This window comes from Pyruvatibacter sp. (assembly GCF_040219635.1).
In the GTDB taxonomy this organism is placed as follows: domain Bacteria; phylum Pseudomonadota; class Alphaproteobacteria; order CGMCC-115125; family CGMCC-115125; genus Pyruvatibacter.
The window spans coordinates 1-15,345 of sequence record NZ_JAVJSC010000003.1 but is presented as its reverse complement, the minus strand read 5'-3'; the positions used below and the strand labels follow the sequence as shown (position 1 = coordinate 15,345).

Sequence of the window (15,345 nt, the reverse complement as noted above, 5' to 3'; positions counted from 1 at the left end):
GAAGCAACGCGGTGCGTACGAAAATCGAACGTACGCCGGATGGGATCGGTTCACTCATGTCGAAGGGCCTCGATGGGGTCCAGACTCGCGGCCTTGATCGCCGGCCACATGCCGAAGACCACGCCGACCACGGCGCAGAAACAGAACGACAGGCCGATCGCCCACGTCGGAATCTCAAGCTTCGTGATCGGCATGTCGGGAATCTGGGACGCGGCAAGCAGCATCGACTGACTCAGCACGAGACCGATGATCCCGCCGACCACGCACAGCACGATCGCCTCGACCAGAAACTGCATCAGAATGATCGCCGGACGCGCGCCGACCGCCTTGCGTAGACCAATCTCACGCGTCCGCTCACTCACCGACACCAGCATGATGTTCATGATGCCTACGCCGCCGACCAGCAGCGAAATCGACACCAGCACCGACGCCACCATCGTCAATCCCGCCGCCATCCCCCGAAGCCGCTGAAGCACCTGCTCGAAGACGAACATGTCGAACGTGTCCTCGTCCTCCGGACCGAGCTGGCGAATCCGACGAAGCACGTAACGGATCTCAGCCTTCGCGTTCTCAACGTTGTCCGAAGACTTCATCCGCGCCGTGATCTGGGGCCACAGCCAGTTGCGCAGCTTGTACGTCGTCCGGAAGGGAATGTACACCTCCGACCGCGCCGTGTCCGCGCCGAACATCGCGCCGAACTCAACCGTGTCCAGAACCCCGACGATCAGAAAACGACGCTCGTCAATGAAGATGTACTCGCCCACGCCGACGCCGTCGAGCATCAACTCATCGATCGCCGTGTCGTTGATCATGCACACCTGCAACTGCTCGAGATCGTCCAGCTTCTTCAGCGGCCGACCGTGAAGCACCTCCCGATCGTTGACCACCAGCCACTCAGGCTCCACGCCGATGACCGTCACGGAATCAAGCTGCTCGCGATCGCTCCGCACCTTTGCACGGACGTTCGCATACAGCGCGAGCGTCTCGATCAACTCGCAGTGCTCACGCATCTGATCCGCTTCGCTCGGCTTGAGCTTCACCGTGTCCCAACTCATGACGCCACGCTGCGACGCCGGCAGACTGCCCCAGATCTCAACCTTCCGCGCCCCGAAACTCTCGAATTCACTCAGCACCCAGTCATTCAGGCCATTCACCGCCGCGATCACCAGCGTGATCGACGACACGCCGATGATGATCCCCAGCATCGTCAGCAACGAACGAATCTTGTTCGCGTGCAACTGCGCCAGGGCGAAGAAGAGCGTCTGCCAGATGATGCGGATCACGATCATGTCGCGGCGCCTCCGTGCTCGACGCGACCGGCGTGCTCGGCGCGATCCGTCATCGTCGCGGCCGCACGCTGGATGTACGCCAGGTGAATCGGATCCTCGCCCCGCGGCAAATCAGACATCACACGCCCGTCGCGAAGACGAACGATCCGGTCCGCGTGACCCGCGATGTCCTCCTCGTGCGTCACCATCACGATCGTCTGACCCTCGTCGTGCAACTCGTGAAACAGATTGAGAATCTCACCGCTCGTCGTCGTGTCAAGATTGCCCGTCGGCTCGTCCGCCAGCAGAATGCTCGGACGATTCACCAACGCACGAGCCACCGCCACACGCTGACGCTGACCGCCCGACATCTGGTTCGGCTTGTGACCCATCCGATCGCCCAGACCCACGCGGTCCAACGCCATCTTCGCCCGACTGCGCGAACTCGTGAAGTAACGACGCGAATACTGGAGCGGCAACTGCACGTTCTTCAACGCCGTCGCCCGCGGCAATAACTCGAACGACTGAAAGACGAAACCAATCTCCTCGTTGCGGATCCGCGACAACTGACCCGCCGACATCCGGTGCGTCGGATGACCGTTGAGATCGTACGAACCCGCGGTGGCGCGGTCGAGGCAGCCGAGAATGTTCATCAACGTGGACTTGCCCGATCCGGACGCGCCCATGATCGCGACAAACTCGTTCCCACCGACCTCGAAATCAACCCCGGCCAGCGCGTGAACGCGCTCCGTCCCCATCTTGTACACCTTCGTCAGCCCGTGGACGGCGATGGTCACGTCGCCGCCTCCTCCCCCGAATCAGCCGCGACGTCGGATTCCGACTCCGCAGGCTCATCAGGCGTTTCATCATCCGCGGCGATCGTCGCCGCGTCGTCCGCCCCCTCGTCCGCGTCCTCCGTCCGAACCGAATCGCCGTGGCTCAACGTCTGAAGCACGCTGAACGGACCCGTGATCACCTGCTCGCCCAACTCCAGACCGCCGACGATCGCAGTGTCCGTCACCGTCGCGCCGCCCACCTCCACAGGCCGAACCTGCGCCTTGCCCCCGTCATAGACGTACACCACCTGCACGAACGTCTCGTCAGGATCGATCAGTGACTCATTCTCCCGGATCTCCTGCGGCAATTCCTCCACACGCTTGTCCATCACCGCCTGGCTCGGCACCCGGATCTCGTTCAATCGCTCAATCTCAATGTCGATGTTCGCCGTCAGACCCGCAAACATCCGCTGCGTGTCTGCGAGGTGAAGCACGACCTCCGCATCGAAGAACGTCGTGCCGTCATTCGAAGGCCGGCTCTGAAGGCCCACCCGACGCAACGTCCCGTCGAATTCATCGTCGTACCCGTTGACCTGCACCTTCACCGACTGACCCGGCTTTACGCGCGTCACGTCCACCTCGGACAGGCGCGCCTCGACCAGCATCTCCGACAGGTCCGCGATCGTCAGAATCACCGTCCCCGCGTTGTTCATCGTGCCCGTCACGACCAGTTCGCCCACCTCGGCGTTCAATGCCGTGATGTAGCCCGTGATCGGAGACGAGATCGTCGCATACTTCAGATTCTCATTCGCCTGCTCGACCTCCGCCTCGGCCACCTTCACCCGCGCGCCCGCCGCGGCGACATTCGCCCGCAGCCCCTCCAGGCTCTCCTTCCGTGCGTCATACGCCGCCTGAGCCTGCTCCCACGCCGTGCGCGAGTCGTCGAGGATCGATTCGCTGATGTCGCCCGACTCAAAGAGTTGCTTGTTGCGCTCCCAGTCCTGCTCCGCATTGATGAGGCCGGACCGCTGACCCTTCAGCGACGCCTGCTCCGCGATCAACGACGCCTCCGCCGCGAGCAGCGACGCCTCGTCAGCCAACTTGCGCGCGTTCGCTCCGTCCAGAATCGCCTGGAGGTCACGCGCGTCCAACCGGACGACCAGATCCCCCGCCTGCACAAGATCGCCCGCCTCAAATGGCAGTTCGTCAATCTTGGCCGAGACACGCGCCGAAATGTTCACCTCCCGTCGCGGCCGCACGGAGCCCGGCGCGCTGATCGTCCGGATCAACTCGCCCTTCTCCGCCTCCTGCACCTCGACCAGCGGACTCATACCCGCAAGTCGCTGCGCTTCGATCGCATCCTGAATCTTCGGGAAGAGGAAGACGAGACCGCCGCCGCAGACAAGCAGAACGACGACTCCGATCCCGAGGATCCACTTCATCACCTGCATGAATCGACGCACACGCATCTCCCGACGCAGAGGTACCGACCGCTGAGCGCGCCGACCGGACCGGATCGGCGCGATCCATGAACCACGATCCGCGCAAAAACAGACGCGGTCGCCCCGTCCCCCCCCCCCGTCTCCCCCCGTCCCCCTTGGCCCCGATGCCGACGACGTTCCCGGCGGTGCCGCAGAGCCCATCGATCAGCGCATTCTCACACGCCGCCTCGCCGCCGAACACCCCCGGACGCCCTCCATGCGACAAAACACGCGACCGACAGCCACCCCGACCGTCATATTGGGGGAATCACACCCGCCATTTCGCCGCCGCACTCCGAATCCGACGCAAGTGGTACGATTGACCGTCCTTATGGCAAAGAGAATTCTCCACGACGAATACTTCCGAAAGGCCAAGCAGGAGGGGTACGTCGCCCGCTCGGCCTACAAACTTCTCCAGATCCAACAGGCCAAGAGCGTCATCCGCAAGGGCGATCGCGTCCTCGACCTCGGATGCGCCCCCGGCGCGTGGCTGCAGGTCTCGTCCCCCTTGGTCGGCCCACGCGGCCGCGTCATCGGCCTCGACCTCCAGGACGTCAGGCACCCCATGCCCGACAACGTGCGCACCTTCGTCGGAGACGTCTTCGAATACCCACCCGAAGACCTCGTCGAGGCCGCCGGCCGCGGCTTCGGGACCGTCCTCTCCGACATGGCCCCCAAAACCACCGGCTTCAACGAGCACGAACTCTCCGTCCGGCTCTGCGACCGCATCCTCGAAACGCTCCCCACCCTCCTCCGCCACAACGGCGTCCTCGTGATGAAGGTCTTCGAAGGCGCCGAGTACCCCGGCCTCCTCAAACGCTGCCAGCGACACTTCGGCAAAGTCAAGGGCTTCAAGCCCAAGGCCAGCCGCGACGTCTCTCGCGAGATGTACGTCATCGCCCACTACTACCGCCACCCCGATCGACGCGACGACGACACGCCGAAACCGAGGGACGCCGACGCATGAACCCCGACGAGATCCGCGCCCTCGAAGAACGCCTCCTCTCCCCCGAGATCCGCGCCGACGCCGACGCGCTCAACGCCCTGCTCGACGACGCCTTCGTCGAATTCGGCGCCTCCGGTCGCGTCCACACCAAGGCCGACGTCATCGACTGGCTCGCCGCGGCCAAGGACGACGGCCGCCGCTTCACCATGCACGGCGACTTCGCCGCCCGCCTGCTGAGCCCCGACATCGCACTCGCCACCTACACCGTGAGCGACGGCCCCAGCCGCTCCCTGCGCTCGTCCATCTGGACCCGCCGCGGCGGGGCATGGCGACTGACGTTCAATCAGGGCACGCCCGTGCGGGACGAGTCCTGACGGAGACGGCTATGTCGCATTGATCGGCGAAGTCGCCGCGACTACGGCTCAACCAGCCACGCGGGCGCCTTGGATGGCGGCGGCGGATCGAATCCGATCGCAATCAATGCGTCGCGATACGCCTCGGCCGCATGCGCGGGAACGACGTCGGGAGGCGCGACGGCGCCGACGTTCAGAATTGCTCTGAGGTGACTCGTCGCGATGTAGGAATCCGGGTTCTCGTCCATCAGCCGGACCGCCGACCAGCGCGCATCCTCCAGAGCCGCGAACGCGTCCGGCGAGCGCATCGCGAGCAGTGTGAATGCCAGATGCGTCTTCGCGATGATCCAGCGCGACCGGAACGCGAATCGGTCGTACTCGGCGTCCACCGCCGCGCCCAGAGTCTCCACGGCTCGCCGGCTCATGTCGAGGGCGGCGTCGTGATCGCCGCGAAGAAAGTGAACCCGCCCCAACCACGTCTCCGCGCATCCGACGCTGAAGAGACGCAGCCTGTTCTCCGGGGCCGCATCATGCAGCGACCGGGCCACGCGCAGACGCTCGCGGCAATTGCGCAACGCCGCATCAAGATCCGAATCCACCAGGAACGGCGTGAGCCGCTCGTAACTCCAGCACAGACCATCGAGCCATGACGCATCATCCGGCGACGCGGCCAACGCATCCATGATCGACGCATGCGCCGCCTCGTACGCATCAAACGCCTCCGCCCGGCGCTTGTCGGCGTTGTACGCATCACCGAGCAGGATCGTCAGGCGGATGCGTTCCTCCCGCGCAACGCGCGAGGTCGGATCCGCGCCGAAATGACTCTCGAATTCAGACAGCGCGATCAGTCGGTTCTCGATCGCCGCGTCGATCTCGCGCCGGTCAAGCTGAATCGCACTGAGCGTGGTGAGCACGCGCGAACGCTGAAGGTAATACTCGTCTCGATCCGCTCCCGGCGACATGGCGTCAAGTCGCGAGAGAAGCAGCCGCGCAAGACGCTCACGCGCATCATGCGCGCCGGACAGTTCATTGATCTCCTCGAGAACGCGATCAACAAGCACCGTGACCGTCTCACGCATCGCTTCACGCTGCCGATTGCTCTCCCGGTTCGCCAACACGAGACCGACGCTCAATGTCGCCACCAGAACAAGCACCAGCACGCTCGCGGCAGCCAGCCCGGGATGACGACGACCAGCGGCGCAGACATGACTGAACACGCCCGGCGACGAAGCCTCCACCGGACGACCCGCAAGGATCCGGCGCAACTCGTCCGCAAGGTGCTGCGCGGAGGGATACCTCCGGTTCGGATCCTTATCGCACGCCGCGGCGAGCACGGCGTTCAAATCGCGGCCATGTGGAACGCGACGGTCGAGCCGGGGAAGCGGCGCCTCCTGAATGCCGCGAACCACCGCGCCGAGCGGTTCAGTGCGCCCGCCGAACGGATGAGACCCGGCGACCAACTCAAAGAGAATCACGCCGAGCGAGAAGATGTCCATCCTGAGGTCGCCGCGTCCGTGCGACTCGAGCTGCTCCGGCGCCATGTACGCGACCGTGCCGACGATCCGCGTCCCCAGCGTCTGCGCCGCCGCGTCGTCGTCGATCACGATGGAGGCGCCGAAGTCAATCACCTTCGGCGCATGCTCGCCGTCGGACGTCGCGACAAGAATGTTCTCGGGTTTCAGATCCCGATGGAGAATGCCCTTCGAGTGAATGTGGTGCACCGCCTCACACACGGCCTGCATGACCGCAAGGCGCTCCTCCACCGTCAGACCGTGCGCCGATGCGTGCGAGGTGATCGGCTGTCCATCAATCAACTCGACCGCCACGAACGGGCGACCGTCATCCGTCATCCCGGCGTCGTACACCTGGGCGACCCCGGGATGATTGATCTGCGTGAGCATCTGCTGCTCACGTTCAAATCGGATGCGGGCCTGCTCGCTCAATCCCGGTCGAAGCACCTTCACGGCAAGTTCGCGTTGAAGCGGCGAGATGGACCGCCCCCGGTACACGGCGCCCGTACTCCCCGACCCCAGGCGATCGATCAGTTCATAGCCGGGAACGTCCGGACGTGCTTCCGCCACCGGTCGGTCGCCCGGGATGATCCCCGAGCCGAGCAGCGGTTCGGCGAGGAATCCCTCCTCCGACGCCTGCTCGGACGCCCGCAGAAGCCGCCGAACCTCAGCGACCAACTCGGGATCGTCGTTGGCGCGCACGTCAAGCGCCTCGGACTGCGCCTCCGTAGGCAGGTCCACCACCGTGCCGAACAATGCGCGGATCTGCTGCACACGATTCATCAGGGCGCCTTCTGATCCTCCGCAAGCGCGTCACGGAGCCAGCCGCGGGCGAATCGCCAGTCGTTTCGGACCGTCCGATCCGACACGCCGAGTTCCGCGGCAATCTCCGCATCAGTCATGCCACCGAAGAAGCGCATTTCCACGACACGCGCGGAACGCTCATGTGCGTCCTGCAACGCCTCCAGCGCGTCATTCAACGCCAGCACATCGATGTCGTCGGCCGCCGCCTGATCCGTCAGGGCGACGCGCGTTCGATCGCCGCCACGCTTCTTGGCCATCTTGCGCCGGGCGTGATCCACGAGAATGTGCCGCACCGCCATCGACGCCCACGCCTTGAACGCCGCGGGATGCTCGAAATGAAGCTCATCCTGCGCCAGCAGCCGAATCCAGACCTCGTTGGCGATCGCCGTCGGTTGAAGCGTGTGACCGGACCGCTCGCCGCGAAAATGCTGCTCCGCAATGTGGTGCAGCTGCCGACGGATGTCGGTCACAAGCGATGCCGGAATCGGGCCCTCTGACGCCATAGGTGCATTTATACCGTCCACCCCTTCCGGAACGGCCCACAACCTGCGCTCAGAACTTTGTTCTTGGATCCGCCGCGCCGATCCCCCACAATGAGGGCTCTTCGATGGGCCGTCAACAACTGGGAGTTCAGCCATGCGGATGTCCGAGAACCTTTCCGTGGTCGTCGCGATCGTCGCGGCCGCGTCCGGCGCCTCTGCGCAGGTCGTCATCAACGAAGTTCAACTCTCCGGCGGCGTCAGTCCGCAGGGGGGCGAACTGCCCGTCGCCGTCGAACTCTTCAACGGGACCGCGGGGCCGGCCGATCTCTTCGATCACGCCCTCACCGACGCCGACAAGAACGAGATCGCACGCTTCGGGGTCGTCACCATGCCGCCCGACTCCCACCTGCTCGTCGTCTTCGACAACGGCGTCGATGACCTCGACTTCACCGATGGCGAGGGCACCTGGCACGCCGGGCCGCCCTCGGACCTCGATCTCAGCGACGGCTGCGCGTACTACCCCGGCGATCCCGGGGTCGCCGCCATCGCGGACTACGTCGCGTGGTCGCCGGACGGCCTCGCGCCCGTCGGCGCCGCGCACGTCGAGGCGGACATCGCCGGCATCTGGCCGCTCAACGACGCGGTGACGCTCGCCGGATCCGCGCTCAACTTCCTCGCGCGCCACATCGACGGACTCGACAACGACGACGCCACCGATTGGCGCGGCCTCGACTGGGGCGCGTATCAGACCACCGGCAGCCTGCAGTCCATGTCGAACCCGATCCAGTTCGAGCCGCCGCAGGGCGCCGCGATGCTCGACGGTGAGGACACGCTCGAGTGGAACGCCGTGCCCGGCGCCACGAACTACCTGCTGGAGATCGATGACGATCCCGCGTTCGGTTCCGTGGACGCATCCGTGAACACGCCCGGCACAACCAGCGCGGCGGTCGCCGGACTCGCCGACGGCGTCTGGCACTGGCGCGTGACGCCGACCATCGCCGGACAGCCGCGCGACGGCGGACCCGCATGGACGTTCCTCCGCCTGTGGGACGCGCCCATCACCCGCGGCGACGGCCAGGACCGAGGCTTCATGATCAGCACCGGATCCGTGCCCTCATTCACGCCCCTCATTCAGCACAAGGACACGCAGATCCTCTGCGTCTGGAACAACACGCTGCGCAATGGCGACACCGACGCCCGACCGGGCTGCTCCGAGACGGTCGGCGCCAACGGACCGTGGGACGGCACGCACGCACAGACGGTCGCGCACGTGCCGAATTGCGAGCACTGCTCGTGGTACTGCTCACGGGCCTCCATCGCGATGGTCAACAACCGCTACGGCGGCGACATGTCGCAGGATCGCGTTTCCTATCGCATGTTCAACGCCAGCACCGCGGAGCCGGAGGGGGACCTCGGGCACAACAGCGGCACGTTCCTCAACCAGCGGTCCGCGGCATACGCGTGGGCGCTGCAACTCGGCGCGGGCGCCATCACCCGCACCGCCGGGAAGCCGACGTTCGCGACGATCAAGACGGAAGTGGACGCGGGCCGCCCGGTGTACATCGACGGACGGAATCACGCGACCGTGCTGCACGGCTACGCCGAGGTGACGAACATCGCCGATGGCTCGGTCGTTGCGCAACTCGTCGAAATCGCCAACCCGTGGCCGGGGACGCGATCATGGTTCGCTCACGGAACGTGGCAGCCGGACGGCGCGGGGTGGGGCGCCGGCGGGTACTTCACGCTCCCGGCGGGCGCGATCATGGGGCGCAACCAGGAAGCGGCCGTCACCAACGACGGCGACGGCGACGGGATCGTGGACTTCGACGAGCAAATGCCGCGAAACTTCGACTGCGTGCACAATGACACAGACTCGGACGACGACCAGGTCGCCGACAAGAGTGACATCCGCAACTACGTCTTTCACGACACTTACCACGCGGGACACAACAACGACGCGCTCATGTTCCCCGACATTGACGGCGACATGCTGCGGGCCGAAGGCGACTGCGATTCCGACACGCACATGATGACCGGCGGCGACGGGGACTTCGACGGCGGCGAGGACACGGACGGCGACGGCCACAACCCGGATCCGTTCGAGACGTGCATGTTCGATGCGACGGACTCGGAGATCAGCGTCGGCGTGGACCGGCTGGTGTATTTCGTGGGCGACGACGTCACGCTGATCGATCCGCCAACACGGACGTATCACTTTGTCTCGACGTACAACTACGAGGTGGGTCCGGACTGTCCGAACCGGTCCGATGGCGACGGGCTGGGTCACACCGGCGCGTTCACCACCGACATCGTCGGCGGCGCCAATGATCAGGTCGTGCACAACTGCCCGGAGGCGGGCATCTTCCACCTGACGGTGGATGTGCTCGACGACAACCTGGTGTCGATCCCGGACTGCATTGATCCGCAGACGTGCTGGTTCTGCATCTATCCCCCGGAGTGGCTCGACCTGATTTCCGTGACGCCGTTTGATCCGGATGTGGGTGACGTGGTGACGATGGTTGTTGAGACAGGTGCGAACGGATTGCCGCAACCGGAGGTGCCGATTGTCTTCACCGCGCCGTCCGGCAACATCCAGTTTCTGAATGGTCAGGTGTCGCCGGGCGGTGGGGACACGACGTTGATCACGAACATCAATGGTCAGGCCATCGCCCAGTTCGTTCCGCTGGCGCCCGGCATCGAGTTCATTCAGGCGTTCATCCCGGACACGCCCTTCGGCACGGGGGCGAAGATTTTTGTGCAGGCGCCGCCGGCGTGCCCGGGGGACGCGGACGGGAATGGCGTTGTTGACTTCGACGATCTGAATCTGGTGCTGGCGCATTGGACGAACTTTGTGCCGCCCGGTCAATTCGGCGATGTCACCGGCGACGGCTTCGTGGACTTCGACGACCTGAATCTCGTGCTCGCCAACTGGGGGAACGTGTGCACGGGCACAGAGTGAACTGACCGGGCGCTTGAGACGGACGGCCCCGTGGTCCGTCAGGCCCCATCGCACATGGGCGGTGGGGCCTGCATCAGACGGCAAGCCCGGCGTGCTTGCGCGCGACTGCCCTTGGGAGGCAGGTCATTCGCGATGCGGTCTGCGCCCTGCGCGGCACACGGCGTCTTCCGCTTTGAGAGCGGCCCGGCCTTCCGTGCGTCACCGTGCCGACCATCGCCATGCGCCGCTCCCCTCGCACCCCCCGCCCCCCCCGCGCCCGCCCCCCCCGGGGGGCGACCCGGGCCATTTCGGCGCTCAAGAGCCGTCCGAGCCAATCGTGCGCGCGTCGCCCGCGAACCCCATCACCTGCACCCCGCGTCAATCGCATCTCTGGCCCCGCACCCCGCGCGAATCGCAGACACGCACGCGCCCGCACCCCGCGTCAGTCGCACCCCGCGCCGGGCGAGCCCTATTGCGCCCGCACCCCGCGCGAATCGCAAAACAGCATGCGCCCGCACCCTGCGTCAATCACCCCACGCGCCCCGCACCCCGCGCGAATCGCAAAACAGCACGCGCCCGCACCCCGTGTCAATCGCACCCCGCGCGAATCGCAAAACAGCACGCGCCCGCACCCTGCGTCAATTGCCCCACGCGCCCCGCACCGCGCGAATCGCAAAACAGCATGCGCCCGCACCCTGCGTCAATCACCCCACGCGCCCCGCGCCCCGCGCCCCGCGCGAATCGCAAACACGCACGCGTCCCCGGGCAAGTCGCATCACGCCCGACTCCCGCGCGTCCCGCGCCCCGGGCGAGTCGCATCACCCACGCCGCCCGCGGCCTGCGCCGCGCGACTTGTGTTGGATGTTGTCGCCGACGAACCACACTCGACGAACCACGCCCGAAGAACCACACTCGACGAACCACGCCCGAAGAATCACATCCGATGAACTACACTCGATGAACCACGCCATCGCGCGGGCGCACCCTTCGGGGCGGTCGCATTCACTGATTCGGCCGGTCGCCGCCGCGTTCGGAGTGCGGCGGGAGCGGACCGTCTCATTCGTACCGGCGCAGCACGCCCACGACGATGCCCTGGATCTTGCAGTCCTTGACGCGGATCGGCTCGAAATCAGGGTTTGCGGGCTGGAGGCGGATGTGGTCGTCTTCCTTGTAGTAGGTCTTGAGGGTCGTCTCGCCGTTGGGGAGCAGGGCGACGACGCGCTGGCCATTGTGGGCGGACTCCTTGCGCTCGACGATCACGTAGTCGCCGTCGAAGATGCCTTCGTCGCGCATCGAGTCGCCGTCCACGCGCAGGGCGAACGTCGCGTTGACGTGTCCCATGGCCGGGCCGAAGAGGTCGGTGAGGTCAAGCTGATCGCGGTTCTCGAACTTCTCGATGGGGTAGCCCGCGGCTATCTTCCCGACGAGCGGGAAGCGCAGCGGCTGCTCCTCGTCGGGAAGTGCGACTCCTTCAGCAATGGACAAAGAGCGTGCCTTGTTCGGCTCGCGCGTGAGCGCGCCCTTCTTGATGAGCGCCTCGACGTGCTCGAAGACCGTGACCTTGCTGACGCCGAGCTGATCGGCGAGTTCCTGCATGGTCGGGGAATAGCCACAACGCACCCGACTGTCGCGGATGAGCTGAAGAATCTTGAGTTGCTTCGGCGTGAGGTTCATTGGAGCACTCCATTCCGTCGAGGGGGAAGGTGTTCAGAGGACGCGAACTCGAGCGTGCGCCCGGTCGGGAGGACGCTTCGCAGGCGACGGTCGATCCCGCGAAACACAGGCGAGACGACGACGCGGACGCTCCACGCACGCTCGCTCGCTCCATCAACTGACGCACAAGGCGCCCGGTCGCCGCGTTGGCGGCGCTTTGCATATCCAACACACGGGACGCGGCGAGCCAGGCGCCGGCCGCGATGGCCGGGGCCGACAACTCCACCGCGTCCGAGCCGGTCGCGACGGCGGCGACGCGATCTCGCGAGCGCCGCCGACCAAACCAGCGGCCGCCGGAAGACGCGTCGCGATCGGACGCCTCATCACAGGCGTGAAGACGCCCGGCGTCGTCGGACGCCCAGACCCGACGGAAGTCGCCGCCGGGACCGAGTCGAAGAATCGGAGACAGATCACCCATGACCAACCTCGCAGTCGAGAGGACGAGCAACGACCGCCACGCCGACGCATCGCGCCGACGGAGAAGTTCGTGCTGCCGGACTCCGCCGCGCAGTGGACCCGTCGAGGTGTTGCTTGGTCGCCACGGTCGGATGAACGATCGACGGATCAGCCCACGCCCGAACGCCGCGCCGCAGAGCCTTCGCCCGCATCTCGCCGCGTTGGTGTCGTGATCCCGAAGCCATCGTTCGCCGCCTTCCGTGGTCTGCACGTCCCTCCGGACGCGCTCCGAGGCCGTCCGCAGGCCTCGGTGTTTGCTGACTGTTGCGTTGCCAAAATCCAGACAAAGCAGTGTTTGGCGTACGATACCCAATCAGTGGCCGCACGGCAAGGGGTTTGGCAAAAGTTTTTCGGGGGCGGTTGGGGAGACCCCTTCCTGTGGTCTCACAGTGGGGTGCGGCATCGGCGTCCATGCCCGGATCAGGGGTCACAGACGCTCGAAGGCGCCGCCGGCCCGACGAACCAACTGCCGCATTTCCAGCATTGTGAGGGCCGGCAGCAACTCCGACGGGGGGGCGTCCGTGCGCCGGACCAGTTCATCCAGCGAACGCGGCGACTCCAGGAGATCGAGAATCTGCCGCTGCACCGGCGAGAGGGTTGACGGATCCACCCTGGGGCGGGGCGGGGTCGGTTGGTCGGCAGGCAGGGGCGCCGGGGCGTAGCGTGTGTCGTGTCGGCCCATCATTCGATGACGGGCGGGCGTCTCCAGCAGGTCGATGACGTCGCGGGCCGTTTCGACGAGGGCGGCCTCGCCGGACTTGATGAGCCCGTTCGCGCCGGCCGCGGCGACATCGGAGACCCGCCCGGGGATCGCCGCGACGTCCCGGCCGTGCTCCTCCAGCGCGATCCGGGCCGTGATCAGGGCGCCGGATCGCTTGGGCGCTTCGACGACGAGGACCCCGAGGCTCAGCCCCGAGATGATTCGGTTTCGCGCGGGAAAGTTCTCCGGCGCGGGCGTCGTCTCCAGCGGCAATTCGCTGACGATCGCGCCGCCGTTGGCGACGATGGCGTCGAAGAGATCGCGATTCTCCGGCGGATAGCAGCGTCCGAGGCCGCAGCCGAGGACGGCGATGGTGTGTCCCTCCGCCCGCAGGCACGCCCGGTGGGCCGCCGTATCCACGCCCCGCGCGCCGCCTGAGACGACCGTGAGTCCGGCGGTCGCGAGCGTCGCAGCGAATCGCTCGGCCTGTTCGACGCCGTAGGGCGTACACCGACGCGATCCGACGATCGCGACGGGCCACGCGGGTTGGTCGTGCGGCCGCAATCGGCCTCGTACGCTGAGGATCAGCGGGGCGTCGGGCAGTTCGGCGAGGAGATCGGGGTACGCCTCGTCGTCGCCGGTCAGGAATCGCACGCCGCGCTCGCTCGCGGCGTCGATCTCGGCTCGGGCGACCGCTTCGGCGTCGTGGAGGGCGCGTCTGAGGTCCGCGGCTTTTCGACGTCCGACGCCCCGAATGGCGCGAAGCGCCGCCTCGGAGGCCTCGACCGCGGCATCGGCGGACCCGAACGTCTCGAGGAGTCGGCGGCCCAGGATGGGACCGACGCCGCGAGCGCGCGTGAGTTGGAGCAGGCGCAGATTGACCGTCGTTTCCCCGGAAGTCTTCATGCGGTCAGCATAGCGTGATCAGGGCGCGAAGGGGAGGTGGAACCTGCGCGGGCGTCCGCGCGTCTGACGGCGTGGTCGCGGGTCGTCCGCGCCGGGCTGTGTTGCGCTTGAAAGGAGCGATGGCATGAAGAGGAGCGATTTCTGGCGTGGCGTGGCGGTGGGGGGCGGCGTCTTCGCGGCGGGGCTTCTGATCGGCGGGGCGGCTCAGTCGTCGAAGCCGACGGACGTGACGAAGTTCGAAACGGTCGCGGCCAAGGAGTTCCGGGTCGTCGATGACCACGATCGCGTGATGGCGGTCTTCACGCAGACGGACCACGGCGGGGCGGCGACGATCTTCGACGCGCGGGGGCGGCCGATGATCGCGTTCGGTCTCGGGTCCGGCGGCGGTCTGACGCAGATGCTTGACCGTGGCGGTGAGATCCGCGCGGAGATCAATGCGTCCGGTGAAGTGCAGGTGTATTCGCCGGAGGGTCAATTGCGGGCGCGACTGGCGTCCTACAAGGAGGATGGCAACACGCGTCAGCCGTGGGCGGGTCAGGTGACGGCGTTCGACCGCAACGGGGCGATCGTGGGGCGCGTGCCGCGGGACGGGTTTATCGATCATTGAGTTCCCGCGTCGTCCGTGCTCGTGAGTGGTCTCAATTGCTCAGTCGCGTGCTTTCAGTCGCACACTCACATGCGCACGGCCGCGCGGGCGTACATCCGTCGTGCGTGCGCGATCGGAGCGTTTCCGTGGACGCGATGCCGCTCTAGAGCAGTTTCAGTCGCTCCGTAGCGGCCTTCCGGCCGCACACTCGCTTGCGCACGGCCGCGCCGGAGTGAATCCGGCGGGCGTGCGCGACGGCGCCGCTCCAGTTGACCTAGCGCCGCTCTAGGTTCTGTCTGACGGCTCAAGCAAGCGGTTGCAGCGTTGGATCATTGCGAGCTTGAGCATGGCGAGGTAGCTCTCGGCGAGTTTCTCGTATCGGGTCGCGACACGTCGGCACCATTTGAGCCATCCGATGCAGCGCT

Annotated in this window: 11 protein-coding genes; 4 read left to right on the top strand and 7 right to left on the bottom strand. The window is 66.2% G+C overall.

Annotated elements, in window-relative coordinates; translation table 11 throughout:
• Positions 1 to 50: 50 nt before the first annotated feature.
• Genes RIB87_RS03470 through RIB87_RS03460 form a run of 3 tightly spaced genes read right to left on the bottom strand, consistent with a single transcriptional unit; the run spans position 51 to position 3,495 of the window.
• Entirely contained in the window at positions 51 to 1,289 is a 1,239-nt protein-coding gene (locus RIB87_RS03470; RefSeq protein ID WP_350143563.1) for an ABC transporter permease, read from the bottom strand.
• Complete coding sequence (locus RIB87_RS03465) at positions 1,286 to 2,065, bottom strand: ABC transporter ATP-binding protein (RefSeq protein WP_350143561.1); 780 nt, start codon at positions 2,063 to 2,065, stop codon at positions 1,286 to 1,288. The genes RIB87_RS03470 and RIB87_RS03465 overlap by 4 nt, the downstream gene beginning before the upstream one ends.
• On the bottom strand, positions 2,062 to 3,495 hold the full coding sequence (locus RIB87_RS03460) for an efflux RND transporter periplasmic adaptor subunit (protein WP_350143559.1): 1,434 nt from the start codon (positions 3,493 to 3,495) through the stop codon (positions 2,062 to 2,064). The genes RIB87_RS03465 and RIB87_RS03460 overlap by 4 nt, the downstream gene beginning before the upstream one ends.
• A 361-nt stretch (positions 3,496 to 3,856) precedes the next feature.
• Here RIB87_RS03460 and RIB87_RS03455 point away from each other — a divergent pair, with 361 nt between their 5' ends.
• Complete coding sequence (locus RIB87_RS03455) at positions 3,857 to 4,492, top strand: SAM-dependent methyltransferase (RefSeq protein ID WP_350143557.1); 636 nt, start codon at positions 3,857 to 3,859, stop codon at positions 4,490 to 4,492.
• Positions 4,489 to 4,845, top strand: coding sequence for a nuclear transport factor 2 family protein (locus tag RIB87_RS03450; RefSeq protein WP_350143555.1), 357 nt, complete (start codon positions 4,489 to 4,491; stop codon positions 4,843 to 4,845). Before RIB87_RS03455 ends, RIB87_RS03450 begins: the two co-directional genes overlap by 4 nt.
• Before the next feature lie 41 nt (positions 4,846 to 4,886).
• Here the strand turns inward: RIB87_RS03450 and RIB87_RS03445 are convergent, their stop codons facing one another.
• On the bottom strand, positions 4,887 to 7,118 hold the full coding sequence (locus tag RIB87_RS03445; protein WP_350143553.1) for a serine/threonine-protein kinase: 2,232 nt from the start codon (positions 7,116 to 7,118) through the stop codon (positions 4,887 to 4,889).
• Entirely contained in the window at positions 7,118 to 7,609 is a 492-nt protein-coding gene (locus RIB87_RS03440; RefSeq protein WP_350143551.1) for an ECF-type sigma factor, read from the bottom strand. The genes RIB87_RS03445 and RIB87_RS03440 overlap by 1 nt, the downstream gene beginning before the upstream one ends.
• Before the next feature lie 166 nt (positions 7,610 to 7,775).
• On the opposite strand from RIB87_RS03440, the gene RIB87_RS03435 reads away from it, so the two are divergent.
• Positions 7,776 to 10,580 (top strand): C39 family peptidase, encoded by a 2,805-nt coding sequence (locus RIB87_RS03435; protein ID WP_350143549.1) that lies wholly within the window; start codon positions 7,776 to 7,778, stop codon positions 10,578 to 10,580.
• Between the two features lie 1,035 nt (positions 10,581 to 11,615).
• Here the strand turns inward: RIB87_RS03435 and lexA are convergent.
• Both lexA and dprA read right to left on the bottom strand, forming a co-directional pair.
• The gene (gene lexA, locus RIB87_RS03430; RefSeq protein WP_350143547.1) at positions 11,616 to 12,233 is read right to left on the bottom strand and encodes a transcriptional repressor LexA; all 618 of its coding nucleotides are present in this window, start codon (positions 12,231 to 12,233) and stop codon (positions 11,616 to 11,618) included.
• Between the two features lie 922 nt (positions 12,234 to 13,155).
• Entirely contained in the window at positions 13,156 to 14,334 is a 1,179-nt protein-coding gene (gene dprA / locus RIB87_RS03425) for a DNA-processing protein DprA (RefSeq protein WP_350143545.1), read from the bottom strand.
• Between the two features lie 124 nt (positions 14,335 to 14,458).
• On the opposite strand from dprA, the gene RIB87_RS03420 reads away from it, so the two are divergent.
• Entirely contained in the window at positions 14,459 to 14,941 is a 483-nt protein-coding gene (locus RIB87_RS03420; RefSeq protein WP_350143543.1) for an NHL repeat-containing protein, read from the top strand.
• The last annotated feature ends 404 nt before the right edge of the window (positions 14,942 to 15,345 follow it).